General features: G+C 74.5%; 19 protein-coding genes, 1 tRNA gene and 1 pseudogene. 8 read left to right on the top strand and 13 right to left on the bottom strand.

The window, feature by feature from the left end:
- From rpsA to Acit_RS12005, 5 genes are all read right to left on the bottom strand, one after another.
- Positions 1-1,060 (bottom strand): 30S ribosomal protein S1 (rpsA, locus tag Acit_RS12025; protein ID WP_376746063.1); only part of this gene is annotated, 1,060 nt, incomplete at its 3' end.
- Between the two features lie 247 nt (positions 1,061-1,307).
- A complete protein-coding gene (polA, locus tag Acit_RS12020) occupies positions 1,308-4,067 on the bottom strand; it encodes a DNA polymerase I (RefSeq protein WP_248109291.1) in 2,760 nt (919 codons plus the stop codon).
- A gap of 64 nt (positions 4,068-4,131) precedes the next feature.
- Complete coding sequence (locus Acit_RS12015) at positions 4,132-4,737, bottom strand: ANTAR domain-containing response regulator (RefSeq protein WP_248109290.1); 606 nt, start codon at positions 4,735-4,737, stop codon at positions 4,132-4,134.
- Positions 4,738-4,808: 71 nt separating this feature from the next.
- Positions 4,809-5,096: a hypothetical protein gene (locus tag Acit_RS12010; RefSeq protein WP_248109289.1), complete on the bottom strand. Its 288-nt coding sequence runs from the start codon at positions 5,094-5,096 to the stop codon at positions 4,809-4,811.
- A gap of 169 nt (positions 5,097-5,265) precedes the next feature.
- Positions 5,266-6,438, bottom strand: a complete 1,173-nt coding sequence (locus tag Acit_RS12005; protein ID WP_248109288.1) for an enolase C-terminal domain-like protein — start codon at positions 6,436-6,438, stop codon at positions 5,266-5,268.
- 100 nt (positions 6,439-6,538) lie between these two features.
- On the opposite strand from Acit_RS12005, the gene Acit_RS12000 reads away from it, so the two are divergent.
- The 6 genes from Acit_RS12000 to Acit_RS11975 all read left to right on the top strand — a co-directional run bounded on the left by Acit_RS12000 (position 6,539) and on the right by Acit_RS11975 (position 11,429).
- Positions 6,539-6,621 (top strand) — tRNA-Leu (locus Acit_RS12000).
- Between the two features lie 81 nt (positions 6,622-6,702).
- Positions 6,703-8,007 carry an ACP S-malonyltransferase gene (fabD, locus tag Acit_RS11995; RefSeq protein ID WP_248109287.1) on the top strand — a complete coding sequence of 435 codons (1,305 nt, stop codon included), beginning with the start codon at positions 6,703-6,705 and terminating at the stop codon, positions 8,005-8,007.
- Entirely contained in the window at positions 8,004-9,035 is a 1,032-nt protein-coding gene (locus tag Acit_RS11990) for a beta-ketoacyl-ACP synthase III (protein ID WP_248109286.1), read from the top strand. Before fabD ends, Acit_RS11990 begins: the two co-directional genes overlap by 4 nt.
- A complete protein-coding gene (gene fabG, locus Acit_RS11985) occupies positions 9,028-9,840 on the top strand; it encodes a 3-oxoacyl-ACP reductase FabG (RefSeq protein WP_248109285.1) in 813 nt (270 codons plus the stop codon). The genes Acit_RS11990 and fabG overlap by 8 nt, the downstream gene beginning before the upstream one ends.
- A 144-nt stretch (positions 9,841-9,984) precedes the next feature.
- On the top strand, positions 9,985-10,224 hold the full coding sequence (acpP, locus tag Acit_RS11980) for an acyl carrier protein (protein WP_312710562.1): 240 nt from the start codon (positions 9,985-9,987) through the stop codon (positions 10,222-10,224).
- 11 nt (positions 10,225-10,235) lie between these two features.
- Complete coding sequence (locus tag Acit_RS11975) at positions 10,236-11,429, top strand: beta-ketoacyl-[acyl-carrier-protein] synthase family protein (protein WP_312710560.1); 1,194 nt, start codon at positions 10,236-10,238, stop codon at positions 11,427-11,429.
- 74 nt (positions 11,430-11,503) lie between these two features.
- Here Acit_RS11975 and trpA read toward each other — a convergent pair whose 3' ends face one another.
- The 8 genes and pseudogenes from trpA to Acit_RS14035 all read right to left on the bottom strand — a co-directional run bounded on the left by trpA (position 11,504) and on the right by Acit_RS14035 (position 18,320).
- The gene (gene trpA / locus Acit_RS11970) at positions 11,504-12,289 is read right to left on the bottom strand and encodes a tryptophan synthase subunit alpha (RefSeq protein WP_248109284.1); all 786 of its coding nucleotides are present in this window, start codon (positions 12,287-12,289) and stop codon (positions 11,504-11,506) included.
- Positions 12,276-13,442, bottom strand: a complete 1,167-nt coding sequence (gene trpB, locus Acit_RS11965; RefSeq protein WP_282436896.1) for a tryptophan synthase subunit beta — start codon at positions 13,440-13,442, stop codon at positions 12,276-12,278. Before trpB ends, trpA begins: the two co-directional genes overlap by 14 nt.
- Positions 13,443-13,477: 35 nt before the next feature.
- The gene (locus Acit_RS11960; protein ID WP_248109282.1) at positions 13,478-14,158 is read right to left on the bottom strand and encodes a phosphoribosylanthranilate isomerase; all 681 of its coding nucleotides are present in this window, start codon (positions 14,156-14,158) and stop codon (positions 13,478-13,480) included.
- Positions 14,148-14,978, bottom strand: coding sequence for an indole-3-glycerol phosphate synthase TrpC (trpC, locus tag Acit_RS11955; protein ID WP_248109281.1), 831 nt, complete (start codon positions 14,976-14,978; stop codon positions 14,148-14,150). Before trpC ends, Acit_RS11960 begins: the two co-directional genes overlap by 11 nt.
- 10 nt (positions 14,979-14,988) lie before the next feature.
- Positions 14,989-15,975, bottom strand: coding sequence for a CAF17-like 4Fe-4S cluster assembly/insertion protein YgfZ (gene ygfZ / locus Acit_RS11950; RefSeq protein ID WP_248109280.1), 987 nt, complete (start codon positions 15,973-15,975; stop codon positions 14,989-14,991).
- 46 nt (positions 15,976-16,021) lie between these two features.
- On the bottom strand, positions 16,022-17,557 hold the full coding sequence (locus Acit_RS11945; protein WP_248109279.1) for an anthranilate synthase component I family protein: 1,536 nt from the start codon (positions 17,555-17,557) through the stop codon (positions 16,022-16,024).
- Between the two features lie 19 nt (positions 17,558-17,576).
- Positions 17,577-17,978, bottom strand: a complete 402-nt coding sequence (gene hisI, locus Acit_RS11940; protein WP_248109278.1) for a phosphoribosyl-AMP cyclohydrolase — start codon at positions 17,976-17,978, stop codon at positions 17,577-17,579.
- A 10-nt stretch (positions 17,979-17,988) separates the two neighbouring features.
- Positions 17,989-18,320 (bottom strand): annotated as a pseudogene (locus tag Acit_RS14035) (GroES family chaperonin).
- A gap of 470 nt (positions 18,321-18,790) precedes the next feature.
- Between Acit_RS14035 and Acit_RS11930 the strand changes: the two are divergent.
- A complete protein-coding gene (locus Acit_RS11930) occupies positions 18,791-19,558 on the top strand; it encodes a hypothetical protein (RefSeq protein ID WP_248109276.1) in 768 nt (255 codons plus the stop codon).
- 162 nt (positions 19,559-19,720) lie between these two features.
- Positions 19,721-20,533: MFS transporter (locus tag Acit_RS11925; protein ID WP_248109275.1), on the top strand; the 813-nt coding region annotated here is incomplete at its 3' end.

The raw sequence follows: 20,533 nt of genomic DNA, 5'->3' as shown, positions 1-20,533 counted from the left end.
TGTCGATGATCTTCACCCAGAGCTCCTCGCCCGGTTGGACGACCTGCTCGGGCAGGTCCACGTGGTGGACGGCCATCTCCGAGATGTGGACCAGGCCCTCGATGCCGTCGCCGACCTGGACGAAGGCACCGAAGGGCACGAGCTTCGTGATCCGGCCGTAGACCAGCTCGCCGACGTGGTGGGTGTTGGCGAACTCCTGCCAAGGGTCGACCTGGGTGTTCTTCAGGGAGAGGCTGATCCGCTCCTTCTCGAGGTCCACGTCGAGCACCTCGACCTCGACCTCGTCCCCGACCTGGACCACCGAGGACGGGTGGTCGACGTGCTTCCAGGACAGCTCCGAGACGTGGATGAGGCCGTCCATGCCGCCCAGGTCGACGAAGGCCCCGAAGTTGACCACCGAGGAGACCACCCCCCGGCGCCGCTCGCCCGGCTTGAGGTTGGCCAGGAAGTCGCCCCGCTGCTCCCGCTGGGTCTCCTCCAGCCAGGCCCGCCGGGAGAGCACGACGTTGTTCCGGTTCCGGTCCAGCTCGATGATCTTGGCCTCGATGACCCGGCCCACGTAGGGCTGGAGCTCCCGGACCCGCCGGAGCTCGACCAAGGACGCCGGGAGGAAGCCCCGGAGCCCGATGTCGACGATGAGGCCACCCTTGACCACCTCGATGACCGGGCCCTTCACCACCCCGTTCGCTTCCTTGATCTTCTCGATCGTGCCCCATGCCCGCTCGTACTGGGCCCGCTTCTTCGAGAGGACCAGGCGCCCCTCCTTGTCCTCCTTCTGCAGGACCAGGGCCTCGATCCGGTCCCCCAGCGAGACGACCTCGTAGGGGTCCACGTCGTTGCGGATCGAGAGCTCCCGGGCCGGGATGACCCCCTCGGACTTGAAACCGATGTCGAGGAGGACCTCGTCCCGATCGATCTTCACCACCGTGCCCTCGACGATGTCACCGTCGTCGAAGTCCACGATCGAGCGGACCACGGCGTCCTCCAGGGTGGCCTCGTCCAGGTCGTCGGCCACCACCGGTCGGGGGTGGTAGACACCCTCGGCGTCGAAGGTGCCCATCGGCTCGCTGTTGGCCACCGCCGGCGGGCGGTCGGCCACGGCGACGCCGGCCGGGGGGGCCGAGCCGGGGACGGGCTCGAGGGTGGACGGGGCGTTCTGGGCGCCGGAGAACCCGGCGGCGACTTCGGACATGGACGCTCGCTGCTCGCTTGGTGGGACCCTGGACCGGGCCGCTGGCACGCCCCGGCCGGCCGCCGGCGGCGACCGGGGGGTCATGCTACCGCTTCGGCCACCGCTGCCGGCCAGGTCAGTGCTTGGCCTCGGCCCAGGACCGTCCCCAGCCCACGCTGACCTCCAGGGGCACCCGCAGGGGCACCGCCTCGGCCACCCCCCGCATGGTGTCGACCACCAGTGGCTCCACCGCCGGGCGCTCGACCTCGGGCACCTCGAGGAGGACCTCGTCGTGGACCTGCAGGACCAGCCGAGCGGCCAGGCCTGCTCGCTCAAGCTGCCCGTCGATCCGCACCAGGGCCAGCTTGAACAGGTCAGCCGCCAGGCCCTGCACCCCGGCGTTCATGGCCTGGCGCTCGGCGGCCTGGCGGACCGCCCGATTGGCGGCGAGGAGGTCCGGCAGGGGTCGGCGGCGACCGAGGGGGGTCATCGTGTAGCCCCGCTCCCGGGCCTCGGCGACGGTTCGGTCCATGAAGGCCTTCACCGCCGGGAAAGCCGCGAAGTAGCTGTCCAGGATGGCTCGGGCCTCGCCGGGGTCGATGCCCAGGCGCTGGGCCAGCCCGTAGGCCTCCATGCCGTAGGCCAGGCCGTAGGAGACCATCTTCGCCCGGGCCCGCTGGGCCGAGGTGACCTCCTCCTCGGGGACGCCGAAGACCCGGGCGGCCACGGCCCGGTGGACGTCGCGCCCCTCGGCGAAGGCCGCCAGGAGGCCCGGGTCGCCCGAGAGGTGGGCGATCACCCTGAGCTCGATCTGGTCGTAGTCGGCGACCAGGAGCCAGGAACCGGGACGGGGCACGAAGGCCCGGCGCAAGACGGCACCCTCCTCGGTCCGGACCGGGATGTTGTGGAGGTTGGGGCGGTCCGAGGAGAGCCGACCGGTGCGGGCCACCGTCTGGTGGAAGGTGGCGTGGATCCGACCGTCCTCGGCCACCTCGGCCAGGAGCGGCGCCCCGTAGGTGGAGCGCAGCTTCTCCACCTCCCGGTACCGCAGCAGGGTCTCCACCACCGGGTGCTCGTGCCGGAGCCGCTCGAGGGTCTGCGCGTCGGTGGAGTAGCCGGTCTTGGTCCGCTTGCCCGGCGTGAGGTGGAGCTTCTCGAAGAGGACCTGGCGGAGCTGAGGGGTCGAGTTGACGTTGAAGCGCTCCCCCGCCAGCCGCTGGACCTCCTCGGCAAGGTTCGCCGCCGCCTCGGCGAAGGTCGCCGACACGGCCTCCAGCGCCGCCCGGTCCACGCCGATCCCCACCACCTCCATGCGGGCCAGGACCCGGACCAGGGGGCGCTCGACCTCCTCGTGGAGCCGAGTCATGCCCGCCTCCTCGAGGGCAGCGGTCAGGCGGGGCAGAAGGGCGGCCACGACGGCAAGCTCGCTGGCGGCCGAGCCGACCGGGTCCCCCGCCGCATCCGGGCCCGGCTCGGGCGGCCGCGCCCCGAGGAACCGACGAGCGAGCTCCCCCACCCCGGCGCGGCCCAGGTCCGGGTCGAGCAAGAAGGCGGCGACCGCGGTGTCCATCGAGAGCACCGGCAGGTCGAGGCCGACGGGGAGCCACTGCCGGAGCAGCTCCTTCACCCCGTGGCCGGCCGCCGCCTCGCCCCCCGGGCGGAAGAGCGCGCCGAGCTCGGCTCGAAGCCCCTCGCCGTCAGGACCGTCGAAGAGCTCGGCGGCGAGCCACAGCCCCTCCCCACCCGCCGAGCCGGCCAGGCCGACCCCCACGAGGGGGCTTCGCCCCGGCTCGCCGCGAAAACGGGGTGCCACGAGGATGGGTGCCCCCTGACCGAGGCCTGCGAGGAGGTCCCGGGCCTCCGCTGCGGCGCCCGGGACGACCAGGCGAAGAGCGCGGAGGGTCCCGGCACGAGACCCCGAGGACCCCTCCCCGCCCCCACGGCGATCGCGATCCGGGGAATCCGAGGAGCCGGCCGACGGCGCAGCCGAGCCATCCCCGCTCACCAGCGGCGCCAGGCTCCGCCAGGCGCTTCGCAGCTCCAGTCCCTCGAGGACCCGCCGGGCCTCGTCGGGGTCGGCCGGGCGGCGGACCAGGTCGTCGAGCGCGAGGGGCACCGGGGCGTCCCGCACCAGGGGGACCAGGTCGGCGACCTCCTCGAGCTGCTCCCGGTGGGCTTCCAGCTGTGTCCGGAGCCGTGGGCTCAGGTCCTCGAGGTGGGCGTAGAGGTCGGCGAGGTCCACGTACGCGGCGGCCAGCTTGCCCGCGGTCTTCTCCCCCACCCCGGGCACCCCCGGCAGGTTGTCCGAGGGGTCGCCCCGGAGGCTGGCCAGCAGGCAGTAGCGGCTGGGGGGGGCGCCGGTGCGCTCCTCGATCCCCGCCTCGTCGTAGAGCACCGTGTCCGAGAGGCCCCGCCGGGTGTAGAGCACCTGGATCCAGGGGTCCTGGACGAGCTGGAAGACGTCCCGGTCCCCCGACACCACGACGGTCGGCCACTGCGCGGCTGCAGCCCTCGTCGCCAAGGTGGCCAGGACGTCGTCGGCCTCGTAGCCCTCGAGGTCGACGTGGGGGATGGCCAAGGCGTCGAGGACGGCCCGGGCCAGGTCGAACTGGGGGGCCAGGGCCTCGGGCATGGCCACCCGGTTGCCCTTGTAGCTCGGGAGTCGCTCGTGGCGGAAGGTGGGGGTCGAACGGTCGAAGGCCACGGCGAGACCCCCCGGACGCCGGTCCCGCAGCAGGCTGGCCAGCATCTGCAAGAAGCCGTGGAGGGCGTTCGTCACCACCCCGGTCGAGGTCGCCAGGTCCTCGGGCAGGGCGTGGAAGGCCCGGAAGAGCAAGGAGCTGCCGTCCAGCAGGTAGAGCGGGCCTCGTTCCGAACCGCCGCCGTCCTCGACCATGGGGGCATGCTAGGGCCGGCCCCTCGTGCGGGCCGCCGACGGACCGGGGTCAGACGGACCGGGGTCAGGCGGTGCTCGAGGGCAACGTGGTGCCCTCCAGGACCTCCTGGGCCACTTGCCGCATCCGCACCCGCCGACCCATGGCCGTGCGCTGGATGAAGGCGAAGGCGTCCGCCTCGCTCAGGCCGTGCTCGTCCATGAGGACCGCCTTGGCCCGGTCCACCTGCCGCCGGGTCTCCAGCTTGTCCTCCAGGGTCCCGGGGGGGCTGGCGGCCGCGGCCTCGTCGTCGATGGCCTTGAGCTCGGCGAAGCGGGAGAGGGCGACCTCGATGGCCGGCACCAGCTCATGACGCTGGAACGGCTTCACCAGGTACGCCGCCACCCCCGCGTCCCTGGCGTCCTCGATGAGGTTCCGCTGGCTGAAGGCCGTCAGGATGAGGACCGGCAGGCGCTGTTCGGAGGTGATGCGCCGGGCGGCCTCGATGCCGTCGAGGCCGGGCATCTTGATGTCGAGGATCACCAGGTCGGGCTGGTGCCGGCGGACCAGCTCCACCGCCTCGTCGCCCCGACCGGTCTCCCCGACGACCTCGTAGCCCTCGCTCTGGAGGATCTCCTTCAGGTCGAGCCGGATGATGGCCTCGTCCTCTGCGATCACCACCCGTCGTGCCATTCGGCTCCCTGCACTCCTCGGCTGCCCCGCAGGCAGCGGCCCCTTCGCACTCGACGAGCCGGACCCGACGCTCAGTCCACGTCGAGCCGCTCGAGCAGCTCGTCCTGCCGGCGCTCCAGCTCGCCGATCCGCTCGACCAGCGCCCGGCGGGCGCGGGTGAAGGCCTCCAGGTGCCGCTGGGCGTCGCTGGACTCGTGCGCGGCCCCGGGGGTCTCGGACACCAAGGACCGTAGCCGGGCGTCGTCGGCGGCGTCGACCAGGAGGCCGAGTTGCTCGTCGAGCACGGCGAGCTCCTCCCGGGCCTTCACCAGCCGGGCGTGGACCTCCCGCAGCGAGCGCTCGACCGCCTGCCTGGTCATGGAGCCCCCATGGTACGCGCCGGGGCCGTGGCGCTCACTCCGGCCGAGTGGCTCCAAGCGTGGGACCCTTGGCTCGGCTCACCGGCCCTGTTTCACAACATGTCACACAAACTCCACAACGGCTCTCGACCCATGCCCCCCCGGACCCCGGGGGGCAGCAGCGGACCGTTCAGTGGGCACCAGGGGTGCGCCAGTGGCGAGTGGCCAGCGCTTCGACGAGCTCGAGGTCGGGCCGGGGGACGGCGCCGGACCCCGGGAAGGGACGGAGGGCGAAGCCCTCCCAGGACAGGGGCCCGAAAGGGTCGGGCCCGCGGAGCCCGCCGTTCGGGGACCCGAGCTCGGCCGGGCCCGCCGAACCGGGAAGGGTGGCGACGGCAGCGTCGAGGAGACGGCCGGCGGTGCCCTGGAGCATGCCGCCGACCCACCAGCCGAGCCCCTCGGCGCTGGCCTGGTCGATGGCGTCGAGCGTCGGGCCGAGCCCGCCGAGGCAGGGGGGCTTCAGGCACACGAGGTCGGCGGCCTCGAGCGCGGCTGCGGTCCGGACGTCACCGACGTCCCGGAGGGACTCGTCGAGGCAGATCGGGGTGTGCAGCTCGGCGGCCAGTCGGCGGTGCCCGACGAGGTCGTCGGCCGGGAGGGGCTGTTCGAGGAAGAGCAGGCCGAACTCGTCGAGGGCCAAGAGGGTGTCCCAGTCGTCCCGCCGGTAGGCGCCGTTGGCGTCGGCGGCGAGAGGTGCGTCGGGGAAGTGGCGCCGGAGCTCGCCGAGGGGCCGGTGGTCGCAGCCGGGCGCCACCTTGACCTTGACCCGGGTGGCCCCTTGGGCGAGCGCCGCCTCGACGGCCCGGAGGGCGGCGGGGATGTCCGAGGGCAGCCCGACGACCGCCCCGGCGGGGACGGGACGAGGATCGGGGGCGAGCAGCGCCACGAGAGGGCCGCCCGCCGCCCGGGTCCCGGCGTCGAGGAGGGCGGCCTCGAGCGCGGCCTTGGCCATGGCGGTCCCGACGACGCCGGCGAGGCGGCGGTGGAGGTCGGCGGAGACCCGGCGGAGATCGGCGAGGGTGGCGACGGGCGGGACGGGGAGACCGAGGAGGCGGGGGGCGAGCCAGTGCCGGAGGGCCCACCAGGCCGCCTGGGCGTGCTCGGCTCGGTAGCTGGGGGTGGCGAGGGCGGCGCACTCTCCCCAGCCCTCCCAGGGCCCCGCCTGGACACGGACGAGGATGGTGGGCCGGCGGTGCTCGACGCCGTAGCTGGTCCGGTGAGGGGTGGCGAGGAGGCGGGGGCACCACCAGAGCTCGACCGCCGAGACGGCTGGGTGGGGTGCCGGACGGGGGGCGGGCGGCATGGGGAGAGCCTGGCAGGGCCCGACGGGCCCTGCGGAGCGGCCGATGGGGGCAGTGGGTCGAGGCCCAGGCAGCGGGCAGCGGCTAAGGTCCGAGCCGCCCGCCCGGATGGCGGAATGGTAGACGCGGGGGCCTCAAAAGCCTCTGCCCTTCGGGGCATGCGGGTTCGAGTCCCGCTCCGGGCACCGGGCCGTCAGACCGGCCACCGTAACCCTTGGGCGACCGGCGGCGTCGAAGGGGTGAGGACAAAGGCAGAGGGAGGGTCGGTGCTGGCGTTCACGTTCCCCGGGCAGGGCTCGCAGCGCCCGGGCATGGGCGCGCCCTGGGTGGGGCACCCCTCATGGGAAGTGGTCGAGGAGGCGTCGGAGGTCACCGGTCGGGACCTGACCCGCCTCCTGCTCGAGGCCGACCTGGCAGAGCTGACCGCGACGGAGAACGCCCAGCTGGCCACCTACGTGCTGAGCCTAGTCGCGCTGGACGCCATCGAGCGGACCGGGTTGGCCCCGCTCATCTGCGCTGGCCACTCCTTGGGGGAGTACAGCGCCTTGACCGCGGCAGGAGCCCTGGCCCTGGAGGACGGGGCGCGGCTGGTGGCGGAGCGGGGTGCCGCCATGCAGGAGGCGGCCAGCGCTCGGCGGGGCACCATGGCGGCGGTCCTGGGGGCCGAGCCGGTGGTGGTCCAGGAGGCCTGCCGGGCTGCTGGTGGACCGGTGTGGGTGGCGAACGACAATGCGCCGGGGCAGGTGGTGGTGGCTGGGGAACCCGAGGCGGTGGCCCGGGCCGGCGAGGAGGCCGAGGCGCGGGGGGCGAAGCGGGTGGTGGCCATCCCGGTCGCCGGGGCGTTCCACACGGAGCTCATGGCCCCGGCCAGGGAACGCCTGGCGAAGGCCCTGGCCACCGTCGACCTGGCGGACCCCGACGTGCCGGTGGTGGCGAACGTGGACGCCCGGCCCCACCTGCACGGGGCAGAGTGGCCGGAGCTGCTGCTCGCGCAGCTGACGAGCCCGGTGCGGTGGCGGGAGTCGCTGGCGAGCATGGTGGAGCTGGGGGCCACCATCCTGGTCGAGGTCGGACCGGGTGGGGTGCTGACCGGGTTGGCCCGACGGGCTGCGCCGGACGTAAGGGCGTTGTCGGTGGCGAGCCCAGAGGACCTGGAGGTCCTGGCCGAGGCCGCGGCCGGGAGCGACGCGTGGGGGGCGCACCGGGCGGCTCACGGGGGCGAGCGGCTGGCCGCCAGCACCCGGTTGGTGGTGTCGCCAGCCGCGGGGGTCTTCGAGCCGGTGGAACGGACCGCCCCGGTCCCGGGCCCGGCCGAGCTGGACCGGGCGGGCGCCGACCCGGGGAAGGGACCGTGGCTGCGGGTCGGGGAGCTGGTCGGCCGGGTGGGCGACGCCGAGGTCCTGAGCCCCTTCGACGGTCGGCTGGTCGGGCTGCTGGTGCACCGAGGTGAGCGGGTCCAGCCGGGCCAGCCGGTGGCGTGGCTCCAGGCGGACGAGGATCCCGACCCGAGGGGCGGGGCTTCGGGGAGCTCGGCGAGCGGCGGGGCTGGCAGTGGAGCGGGGGCCCGGTGACCTGGCCGTGTCGGGTCAGCGGCTGGGGGACGGCCTTGCCGCCCCAGGTGGTGACGAACCAGGACCTCGAGCAGCGGCTGGACACGAGCGACGAGTGGATCGTGGCGCGCTCGGGCATCCGGGAGCGGCGGGTGGGAGGCAGTCTGGTCGAGTTGGCGAGCGCCGCCGCCAAGGAGGCCCTGGCCCGAGCCCAGTTGACGGCGGACCAGGTGGACCTGCTGGTCCTGAGCACCACGACCCCCGAGGAGACCGTGCCGCACAGTTCGGCGGCCGTCCACCAGCGACTGGGGCTCGGCGGGGGTGCGCTGGACCTGAACGCCGCGTGTGCCGGGTTCGTCTACGGCATGGTGGTCGCCGCCGGGGCCCTGGCGACGGTGGCCCGGCGGGTGCTGCTGGTCGGCGCGGACACGCTGTCGCGGATCACGAACCCCGAGGACCGGGCGACGGCCGTGCTGTTCGCCGACGGGGCCGGTGCTGTGCTCCTGGAGCGCCCGGAGGAGGGAGGCGAGGGCGCGGTGCCGGGGGTCCTGGCCGCCGACCTCGGGACCGACGGCAGCGCCCACGACCTGCTGCGCTGCCCGCACGGGGGCTGGCTGAGCATGGAGGGGCGAGAGGTGTTCCGGCGGGCGGTCCGCCTGACGGTCAGCTCAGCGGAGAGCGCCCTGGCGAGGGCGGGGCTGGAACCGGCGGACGTGGACCTCTTCGTTCCCCATCAGGCCAACCTGCGGATCATCGAGGCGGCGGCGGAACGGCTGGGAATCCCGGCCGAGCGGACCGCCGTGGTGGTGGACCGGACGGGCAACACCTCCTCGGCTTCGATTCCCCTGGCCCTGGCCGATGCCCTGGACGCCGGCCGGGTACCCTCCGGCGGCGTCGTCCTGCTCTCGGGCTTCGGGGCGGGCATGTCGTGGGCCAGCTGCGTGCTGCGCTGGGGTCCTGCGGCACTGCCTGAGGCCCCACCGGCACGGAGCGCAACGAGGGACGGCGGCGACGGAGGTGGCGGTGAGGGAGGCGAACACCATGGCTGAGGGCCAAGCGGAGGGTCCTGCCGGCGGCAGCTCGAGGACGTCGGCGGGCGCCACAGGTGGCCTCGGCCCCGAGGGCACGCCGCGAGTGGCCCTGGTCACGGGGGCCAACCGCGGGATCGGGCTGGCCTGCGCCGAGCGACTGCTAGCCGAGGGGTACCGCGTGGCCCTGGGGCACCGGGACACCCCGCCGCCGGCCCGGGCGGTCGAGGGGTCCGAGGGGCGGGCCATGGCGGTGCGCCTCGACGTGACCGACCCGGAGCAGGTCGAGGCAGCGTTCGCGTCGGTCGAGGGGGCCTGGGGCCCGGTGGAGGTGCTGGTGGCCAACGCCGGGATCACCCGGGACACCTTGCTGCTGCGGATGGGCGAGGAGGACTGGCAGCAGGTCCTGGACACCGACCTGACCGGGGTCTACCGGGTCGCCCGGCGGGCTCTCGGCCCGATGGTCCGGGCCCGGCGGGGACGGCTGGTGCTGATCTCGTCGGTGGTGGCCCACGTGGGGTCGCCGGGCCAGGCGAACTACGCCGCAGCGAAGGCCGGGCTGGTCGGCTTCGCCCGCTCCTTGGCCCGGGAGGTGGGGAGTCGGGGCATCACGGTGAACGTGGTGGCCCCCGGGGTGGTGACGACCGACATGCTGGCGGCGGCGGGCGAGGCCCGAGGGGCCCAGCTGACGGCCATGGTGCCGCTCGGCCGGGCGGCCAGTCCGGCCGAGGTGGCCGGGGCGGTGAGCTTCCTGTGCTCCCCGGACGCCAGCTACGTGACCGGCGCGGTGCTGCCGGTCGACGGGGGCCTGGCCATGGGCCTTTGAGCGGTTGGCGACCTGGGCGCCGACGCGGGGGTCCGGGGTCTGCCACCATGGTGCAGCCGCACCGACGACGAGGCGCGCCGGGAGGGCCCGGTGCCCGATCCCACCGGGAGGACCGGTGGGCCGAACCCCGAGGAGAGACGAACGGTGAGTGACGACGCCACCTTCGAGAAGTTCCGGGCCTGCGCCGTGGAGGTCCTGCAGGTCCCAGCGGAGAAGGTCGTGCCCGAGGCGAGCTTCGCCGACGACCTGGACGCCGACAGCCTGGACCTGGTCGAGCTGGTGATGGCCCTGGAGGAGACCTTCGACATCAGCGTGGACGAGTCGGAGCTCGACGGCATCACCACGGTCGGCCAGGCCTACGACCTGGTCTTGGCCAAGCTCTGATGCTGCTCGGCGTGGGTCCCGCCGGCCCGGTGCCGGGCCGGCGGGTGGTGGTGACGGGGCTGGGGGTCCTGGCCTGCTGTGGCCTGGGGGTCGAGGCGTTCTGGGAGGGCCTGCTGCGGCCGTGGCCGGGTGGCGAGCGGCGGGTGCCGGACTTCGACCCGGCGGCCTACTTCGGGCCGAAGGAGGTCCGGCGGGTCGACCGCTTCGCCCAGCTGTCGGTGGCCGCGGCGGACATGGCCCTAGCCGACGCCGGCTCCTTGCAGGCGGACCCGGCCAAGGTCGGGGTGGTCTTCGCCACGGGCATCGGGGGCCTGGCCACCTTGGAGGAGCAGATCGAGGTCCACCGGACCCGGGGGCCGCGGCGGGTCTCGCCGTTCCTGATCACCATGATGATGCCGAACGCCGGGGCGGGCAGCATCTCGATCCGCCACGGCTTCCGGGGACCCTGCGAGACGATCGCCACGGCCTGCGCTGCTGGGACCCACGCCATCGCCGCTGCCGCCCGCCTGGTGGCCTCGGGCCGCTGCGACGCCGCCGTGGGCGGCGGGGCGGAGGCGGCCATGACCGACCTGTCGATGGCCGCTTTCACGAACATGACCGCCCTGTCGGCCTCGGGGGTGTGCCGGCCCTTCGACGCGCGGCGGGACGGCTTCGCCATGGCCGAGGGGGCCGGGGCCCTGGTCCTCGAGGAGCTCGACCACGCTCGTCGCCGCGGGGCTCGGATCTACGCCGAGGTGCTGGGGGCGGCCTCGACCGCCGACGCTCACCACATCACGGCGCCCTCCCCTGGCGGGGAGGGCGCGGCGGCCTGCATCGAGTTGACCCTGGCCGACGCCCAGCTGGCGGCAGACGAGGTGGGGCACGTGAACGCCCACGGCACGGGGACCCCGTTGAACGACCTGGCCGAGGCCCAGGCCATTGCCAAGGTCTTCGGCACCCCCGGTCCCCCGGTGACCTCCACGAAGGGGGTGACGGGCCACGCGCTCGGTGGCGCGGGGGCCATCGAGGCGGTCGCCTCGGTGCTGACCTTGGACCGGCACCTGATCCCGCCGACCGCCGGCTGCGAGGAGCCGGACCCCGAGATCCCCTTGGACGTGGTCCGGGGAGAGCCCCGGGCGTTCGAGCCCGCGCCCGTCCTCTCGAACTCCTTCGGCTTCGGCGGCCACAACGGCTGCCTGCTCTTCGGTCCCCCGCCGGCCGGCTGAGCGGGCCGCCGGCTGATCGGGCTGGGCCGACCGGGCTGGGAGCGGCCCCGAGCGAACGACTCGGGGCTCGGGGCTCAGGCGTCGTCGAGGGCGGCGCGGAACGCCCGGGCCAGCTTGCCGAGGGCCGCGGGGTCGTCGCCTTCGAGCAGCCGGCGGACGAGGGCCGAGCCGACGACCACGCCATCGGCCACCTGGGCCACCTGGGCGGCCTGGGCGGGGGTAGAGACGCCGACGCCGACGAGGACCGGCAGGCTGCTCCGTCCGCGGAGCCGTTCGGCGACGGCCGTGGCCGAGGCCGCGAGGGCCTGGCGCTCCCCCGTCACCCCCATGAGGCCGACGGCGTAGACGAAGCCTCGGGCCACGGCGAGGATGCGTTTGGCCCGCTCGGGCGGGGTGGCGGGGGCCACGAGGAGCACAGGGTCCACGCGGGCCTGTTCGGCCGCGTCGCGCCAGGGGCCGCTCTCCTCGAGGGGCAGGTCGGGCACGATGGCTCCGCGGACGCCTGCGGCGGCGAGACGGCCGGCGAAACGGGCTTCCCCAGCCCGGTGGACGAGGTTGAAGTAGGTCATGACCACGATCGGCACCGGCAGGTCGGCGCGGGCCAGCTGGTCGAGGACGGACGCCGTGGTGGTCCCCCGTTCGAGGGCCTGCCGGGAGGCCTCCTGGATGGTGGGGCCGTCCATCATGGGGTCGGAGAACGGCAGGCCGACCTCGATGGCGTCGGCCCCGGCGGCGGCCAGCTCCCCCACCACCTCGAGCCAGGCCGGGTGGCAGCCGGCGGTGACGTAGGGCACGAAGAGCTTCCGCCCTGCCTCCCGCTTCGCGGCCAGGACAGTGCCGAGGCGCTCAGGGGGCGCCACGGAGCAGCTCCCGCACCTGGGCGACGTCCTTGTCGCCGCGGCCCGACAGGGTGACGAGGACGGTGGCGCCGCTGGGGATCCGGCGGCCGGCCTCCCGGACGACGAAGGCCAGGGCGTGGGCCGGTTCGAGGGCCGGCACGATGCCCTCGGTGCGGGCCAGCAGCTGGAGGGCTTCGAGGACCTCCCGGTCGTCGGCGGTGACGTACTCGGCTCGTCCGACCGAGCCGAGCTGGGCGTGCTCGGGGCCGATCCCCGGGTAGTCCAGGCCGGCGGAGACGGAGTGGGCTTCGCCGATCTGGCCGTCCTCGTCCTGGAGGAGCATGGAGCGCATCCCGTGGAGGACCCCGGGGGCCCCGTGCCCCATGGCCGAGCCGCCGGCCGCCTCGACGCCGACCAGCCGGGCCGAGGTGTGGACGAAGCCGGCGAAGGTGCCTGCCGCGTTCGAGCCCCCGCCGACACAGGCCACCACCCAGTCGGGGTCCCGTCCGCCGAGGAGGGTCCGGCACTGCTCCCGGGCCTCGTCGCCGATCACCCGTTGGAACTCGCGGACCATCCAGGGGTAGGGGTGGGGGCCCATGACCGAGCCGAGGCAGTAGTGGGTGTGGTCGACGGTGGCCACCCAGTCCCGCAGGGCCTCGTTGACCGCGTCCTTGAGGGTCCGGCTCCCGCTGCCCACGGGGCGGACCTCGGCCCCGAGGAGCTCCATCCGGAAGACGTTCAGGGCCTGCCGTTCGACGTCGACCTCCCCCATGTAGACGGTGCAGGCCATCCCGAAGAGCGCGGCGGCCGTGGCGGTGGCGACCCCGTGCTGGCCAGCCCCGGTCTCGGCGACCAGCCGGTCCTTGCCCATGCGCCGGGCCAAGAGGGCCTGGCCGACGACGTTGTTGAGCTTGTGGGACCCGGTGTGGCAGAGGTCCTCCCGCTTCAGGAGGACCTCGACGCCGAGCTGGGCCGAGAGTCGGCGGCACGGGGTCACGGGGGTGGGTCGGCCGCCGTAGACCCGGAGGATGTCGTCGAGTTCCTGATGGAAGCCCGGGTCGTCCCAGGCCTCCCGGAAGGCCGCCTCGAGCTCGAGGCAGGCCGGGACGAGCGACTCGGGCACGTAGCGCCCGCCGAAGGGACCGAAGCGACCGCTCGGACCCGGGTCGGCCATGAGCGGCTCGGGGGCCGCGGCCGGCTGGACGGCACTCACTGCTCGACCTCCTCCCAGTCGAAGAGCCCGTCGGGCTCGGCCGGTTGGCCGAGGGCGGCAGCGGCCCGCCGGGCTTCGGCGACGAAGGCCTGGAGCAAGGCGGGGTCCTTGCGACCGGGCTCCCGCTCCACCCCGCTGGCCACGTCCACCCCTCGGGGACGCAGGCGGGTGATGGCCGCTGCGACGTTGCCTGGCCCGAGGCCCCCGGCGACCACCAGGCGGCGGGGGTCGACGACCCCCTCGGCGAGCCGCCAGTCGAAGACCTGCCCCGAGCCCGGGGAAGCCCCGTCGACCAGCACGAAGGTCGCCCCGTAGCGCTCGGGTTCGCCGACGTCGGGGTGGCCGGCCGGGAAGGCCTTGAGGAGCATGGGGACCCGTTCGGCGACGTAGCTGGCTTCGGCCGGGGTCTCCGAGCCGTGGAGCTGGGCCGCCTGGAGGCCGATGCCGTTCACGATCTCGACCACCCGTTTCGGCGCCTCGTCCCGGAACACCCCGACGGTGAGGACGCCACTGGGCAGGCGGTCGAGGATGCGCTCGACGGCCTTCGGGGCCATCTGACGGACCGAAGGGGCGAAGACGAAGCCCAGGGCGTCGGCCCCGAGGCCGACGGCCAGGAGGGCGTCGCTCTCGTTCGTGATGCCGCAGACCTTGATGAGCAGGCCGTCGTCAAGGAGCACCGGCGCGCTCCTGGGTGGCGGGAACGGGTCGGGGCACGCTGGCCAGGGCGGCGACGGCCGCCTGGGGGTCCGAGGCCCGCACCAGGGACTCCCCGACCAAGACGGCGTGGTAGCCCGCGGCCGCCAAAGGGCCGGCGTCGGCGGGGCCACCGATGCCGGACTCGGCCACCGTCACCAGGCCGGCCGGCATGGCCGCGGCCAGGCGACGGGCCCGTTCGGGGTCGACGGCGAAGCTGACGAGGTCCCGCTGGTTCACCCCCACGAGGGCGGCCCCCGCCTCGAGGGCCCAGGCCAGTTCCCGCTCGTCGTGGACCTCGACGAGGGCGTCCATGCCGAGCTGCTCGGCCAGGGCGACGAGCGGCCCGAGCTGACGGGGCCCGAGCACGGCGGCGATGAGGAGGACGGCGTCGGCCCCCATGCGGCGAGCGTCGAGGACGTCGAGGGGTCCGAGGGTGAAGTCCTTGCGGAGCACCGGCAGACCCACTGCCCCCCGGGCGGCTGCCAGGTCCTCGGGGCTGCCCCCGAAGAACTCGTGGTCGGTCAGCACCGACAAGCAGCTGGCCCCGCCAGCCTCGTAGTGCCGGGCCAGGTCGGCCGGGTCGAGGTCGGGCGCCAGGGGCCCCTTGGAGGGCGAGCGCCGCTTGACCTCGGCCACGACGGCCAGCCGTCCGGTCTCGGCCCTGGCCCGGAGCGCGGCCGCGAAACCTCGGCAGGGGGGCAGGTCGGCCAGCTCGGCCTGGAGGGCCGCTGGGTCCCGGCGGTCGGTCGCGGCCCGCGCCCGGTGCCAATCGACGATCCGGTCCAGGTAGGTCGGGGCCACCGGCCGGAGCCTACCGGCCTCCCGCCAGCCCCTGGTGCTGGTCGGTGCCCGGATCAGCCGGCGGGAAGGGCAGGCCGACCACGCGGGCCGACCGGCCGTCGAGCGGATCGCCGAGGGCCACGGTCGCGCCGAGCTCGACGCTGCGATGGAGGTAGCCCAGGGCCACCACCGCCCGCCGATGGGGCGACCAGGCAGCCGAGGTCACCGCCCCGACGGTCTTCTCGCCGACCACGAGGGGGGTGCCGGCCGGGGGCAGGGCTCCGGGGCCCGCCACCACCAGACCCCGGAGCCGGCGGGCCACGTTCGACCCGCGGGCCTCCAGGCGAGCCACGAGCTCCTGCCCGGTGTAGCACCCCTTGGTGAAGCTGACGGTCCGTTCGACCAGGCCGGCCTCGGCCGGGATGGTCCGTTCGTCGAGCTCCCGGCCCATCTCGGGGAGGCCGGCTTCGATGCGGAGCACCTCCCAGGCCTCGAGGGGTGCCGGGGGGACCCCCGGGGGCGGCTCGGGGGCGGGGCCGAGCAGGTCGATCCCGGGCGGCCCGAGGGGGGGTGCCGGCACGAGCAGCTCGCTGCCCGGCCCGGGGACCTCGAGCAGCCCGGCGGCGGCCGGGCCCCGGAGGGCGAGGGCCCCCCAGTCGAGCGGCTCGACCCGGGCCTTGACCCGGAGGAGGAACCGGCGAAGGCGTTCGAGGACCCGGGGCCCAAAACCGGCGGTCACGTCGACCACGAAGGCCTCGGCCTCCCGCCGGGTGACCCGCACGAGGGCCTCGAGCTTGCCCTGGGGGCTGAGCAGCAGGGCCTCGGCGCTCTGGCCGTCCTCGAGCCCTTCGAGGTCCTGGGAGCACTGGCCCTGGAGGTAGGCGAGGGCGTCGGGGCCGGTGACCGCCACGACGTCCCGCCCAAGCGGCAGCCAGGCCGCCTCGCGCAGCAAGCGGGCGATGCCGTCGAGCACGAGCGCCTCGGGCACCCCACCCTCGGGAATCCCACGCTCGGGCATCCCACCCTCGGGCACCTCAGCCCCGGGAACCGGGCCGTCGGGCATCTCAGCGCGCCCCCTGGGCCGGCTCGGCCACGGCGGCGGCGCCTTCGGCGAGGGCGACCGCCCGGAGGACGGCAGCCGCCTTGTGACGGACCTCTTGGGTCTCGCGGTCGGGGTCGGAGTCGGCCACGATGCCCGCGCCAGCCTGGACCGAGGCCTGGCCGTCGGGGCGGACGACGAGGGTCCGGATGGCGATGGCCGTGTCGAGGTCGCCGCTGAAGTCGACGTAGCCCACCACCCCGCCGTAGACCCCGCGGCTGGTCGGCTCGAGCTGGTCGATGAGCTCCATGGCCCGGACCTTCGGCGCGCCCGAGAGGGTGCCGGCCGGCAAGGTGGCCCGGAGCACGTCGGTCGGCCCGAGGCCCGGCCGGAGGACCCCGGAGACCTGGGAGGTGAGGTGCATGACGTGGCTGTAGCGCTCGACGGTCATGAGCTCGTCCACCCGGATGCTGCCGTAGCGGGCCACCCGGCCGACGTCGTTGCGGGCCAGGTCGACGAGCATGACGTGCTCGGCGACCTCCTTGGGGTCGGCTCGGAGGCGAGCTTCGAAGGCCTGGTCCTCCTCGGGATCGGCCCCCCGAGGGCTCGACCCGGCGATGGGACGCATGACCACCCGACCGGCCCGGTGGCGGACCAGGGGCTCGGGCGAGGCCCCGACCACGCTCGCCAGGGGATCCCGGAAGAAGTAGAGGTAGGGACTGGGGTTGACGAGCCGCAGGACCCGGTAGACCGCGAAGGGGTCGGCTCGGAGTGCGAGGTCGAAGCGGCTGGAGAGCACGACCTGGAAGATGTCGCCCGCCCGGATGTACTCCTTGGCTGCGAGGACGCTCCGGCGGAAGTCCTCGGGCGGCACCGTCGGGACGAGGGGGACCTCCTCGCCGGATCCCTCGAGCTGGACCCCGAAGGGGTCGAGGCCAGCCGGGGTCCGCAACGTGTCGACCAGCGCGTCGAGCTCCTCGCAGGCCAGCTGGTAGGCCCGGCGGGCCGCGGAGGGATCCTCGGGGACCGGCACGTGCTGGACGAGCACCACCCGTTGGCGCCAATGGTCCACGGCACAGAGCTGGCCGATGACGTGGAGGACGGCCTCGGGCAGGCCCTGGTCGTCGGGCGGGCGTCCCTCGAGGCGCTCGACCTCCCGGACCACGTCGTACCCGAGGTACCCGACGACGCCCCCGTGGAGGGGCGGCAGGGCCCGCTCCGGCGGGCTCCCGAACGCGCCGAGGAGGGCCTCGAGGGCGCCGAAGGCCCCGCCCTCGGGGGGCACCACGCCCGCCGCCACCCCCTCGGCTCGGGCCCGACGACCCCGGACCTCGACCCGGCCGACGGCCCGGCGGCCGACGAAGGACCAGCGGCCCCAGCGCTCCCCACCCTCGACCGACTCGAGCAGGAACCCTGGCTCGTCTCGCACCATGCGGGCGAAGGCGTCCACCGGGGTGAGGGTGTCGGCGACCAGCTCGCCCCACACCGGTGCCAGGCGCCGTCGGCCGGCGAGCGCCGCGAAGGCCTCGGGCCCCGGACGCCAACGGGACGACACCGACATTTCCCGCGTCAAGCGGCCCTCAGCCAGCCGATCCGACGCCCTCACCGAAGCGCCGGAAGAAACAGGTCCGCTGCCCGGTGTGGCAGGCCCCCCGGCCCTCTTGGACCACCTGGACCAGCAGGGCGTCGCCGTCGCAGTCGTAGGCCACCGACCGGACCCACTGGCGGTCCCCGGAGGTCTCGCCCTTGCACCAGTACTCCTGGCGGCTCCGGCTCCAGAACCAGGTCCGGCCGCTGCGCAGGGTCCGCTCGAGGGCCTCCCGGTCCATGTAGGCCAGCATCAGCACCGTGCCGTCGGCGACGTCCTGGACGATCGCCGGCACCAACCCGTCGGGGCCGAAGCGCACCAAGGCCAACTCGGCCTCGCTCGCCGCGACGGGGGTGGCCGGGATGGGCGAGGTGCTGGGTCCGGCGCCGCTCACAGGTCGCCGCTCACAGGTAGAGCCCGGTGCCGCCGTCGATCCGCTCGGAGGCCACGGCGTGGATGTCCCGTTCTCGGAGGATCACGTACTCGTCGCCCTGGACCTCCACCTCGTAGCGGTCCTCGGGGTTGAACAGGACCTTGTCCCCGACCTTGATGGACCGACCTCGGCCCAGGCCAGCCGCCGGGAGACCTGCGCGGTGGCGGGAATCAGGATCCCGGACCGGGAACGCCGCTCCCCCTCAGCCGGCGGCTGGTACGCCAGGACCCGGTCGGCCAGCATCGTGATGGGCTGCTTGGGGGGCGTGGACGCGGACGATGCCACAGCTGCACGGTACCGCATCTCGGCCCGGCCCCGTCTCCAGCGCGCCCAGGTCAGCACGGGACCCGCCTACGCTGCTGCCGATGGCCGACGAGCCCTTCCCGCCGGACCCCACCGAGCCCCCGCCCCCAGGCGGCGTGCCGGGGGACACCCCACCCCCACCCCCCGGCAGTGCCCCCTGGGGCCACCCCGGCTGGGGGCCAGGGACGCCAGGACCGGGGCCAGCCGGACCGGGGCCAGCCGGACCGGGGCCAGCCGGACCGGGGCCAGCGGGCTGGCCGACGCCGTGGCCCTGGGGCCCCTCCCCGTGGGGGGTACCGGGTGCCGGTGGCGCGCCGGGGTCCTGGTGGCCGGCCGGGACCCCCGAGGGCCCCTGGGGCCCCCCACCGTGGCGTCAACCCGGGGCCGGTGGCTCCCCCGGCGCGCCGGCCGAGGACGGGCGGCGCCGGCGGAACCCCAAGGCGTTCGCCGCTGCCGCCGGGGCGGTCCTGGTGGCCGCAGGGATCGGCGTGGGGATCGGCGCGGCCATCGCCCCAGTGAGCCCGGCAGCAGCTGCCCGGAACACCGTGGAGGAAGCCGTGGTCGCGGCCAAGGCGGCCGGGACCTACCACTACGTCCAGGTCTCGTCCACCGACGGCACGGTGGACGAGATCGTCGGGGACGCCACGGCGAGCGGCGGGACCCAGGTCATCACCACTGGCCAGCAGCGCTACACCCTGCGCCTGATCGACGGGGTGGTCTACTTCAAGGGGAACGCCTCCGCCGTGGCCGGCCAGCTCGGCGCGTCAGCCGGGGTGGCGGCCCGCTACGCCGGCCGTTGGGTCGCCATCACGGCGAAGAACGGAGCCAGTTTCTACAAGACCTTCGAGGAGGGGATCACCACCTCGTCGAACCTGGCCGAGATCGACCAGGAGATGGACCCGACCGCCGTCCACCACGGCACGGTCGACGGGCGCGCCGTGGTCGAGGTGACCGGGCCGCTGATCATCGGCGGCGGCGTCCCACCGAGCGGGACCGCCACCTTGCTCCTCGCCGCTGGGAGCCACCGACCCCTCTCGCTGGACGGTCGGGCGACGGTCCAAGGGGTCACGATCACCGACGAGTGGACCTTCAGCCACTACGGCGAATCCGTTCGGGTCGCCCGGCCCGCCGGCGCCGTGCCCTACGCCCGTCTGGGGGCGACCCCGCCGGCGAGCTCGAGCGCCCAGGGCCTCGGCCAGGGGCCTCGGGACGAGGCAACCCAGGCAGCCCCAGGCTGATCGCCTCGGCGCCCAGGGCTCGGCCCACCGCCGAGCTCGCCAAGTAGTGAGGCTGCCACCCATCCCTGCACCGGGACCACCCGCCGCCTACGATCGGCGCACCGTGGTCCGCAGGGCCGCGACGGGGCTCCTGGGCTGTGGCCGCGGGAGGGAGGGGGACCAATGACGGACGCTGCGATCACCCAGCCGGTGGCCAGGCGGCGCTCAGCGCTGAGCTTCCTCTGGCAGCGGCAGCTGGACCACTACCCCGACACCGGACCCCGGTTGCTCTACCTGGGGATCGTGGTGCTGGCGACCATCGTTCTCTACTACGAGCTCTACGTGGGCGGCTCGGTCGCGCCGTCGATCATCAGCCAGTACCACATGTCCTTCATGTTCTACGTGGACATCTCGGTGGTCTCGAACGCCCTGGGAGCGTTCTCCTCGTTGATCGCCGGTCTGGCGGACCGCTGGGGACGGGCGAACCTCGTGACCTACGGCCTGGTGGTCACCGGCCTGCTGATCCTCGTTGCGATCCCCAGCACGTCGAACGAGTGGACCTTCGCCACCGTGGTCTGCGCCGTGGGGTTCGTGGAGGGGATCATCCTGGTGGCCACCCCGGCCCTGGTGCGGGACTTCTCGCCCCAGCTGGGCCGGGCCTCGGCCATGGGCTTTTGGACCCTGGGCCCGGTGGTCGGCAGCCTGGTGGTGGCCGAGGTGGCCAGCCACACCCTGTCGGCTGGGGCCACCCCGCCCTGGCACGGAGAGTTCGTGATCTGTGGGGTCGTGGGCCTCGTCATGGCTGCCATCGCCATCCTGGGCCTGCGGGAGCTCTCCCCCGCCCTGCGGGACCAGCTCATGGTCTCCATGCGGGACCGGGCCCTCATCGAAGCCCGAGCCAAGGGCCTGGACATCTCCGAGTCCTTGAAGCGGCCCTGGCGCCAGATGCTCCACCTCGACATCATCGGCTCGGCCTTCGCCATCTCGGTGTTCCTG

Origin of the sequence: Aciditerrimonas ferrireducens (genome assembly GCF_023130475.1) — a bacterium.
In the GTDB taxonomy this organism is placed as follows: Bacteria; Actinomycetota; Acidimicrobiia; order Acidimicrobiales; family UBA8190; genus Aciditerrimonas; species Aciditerrimonas ferrireducens.
This window is presented reverse-complemented; position numbering and strand designations above follow the sequence as displayed.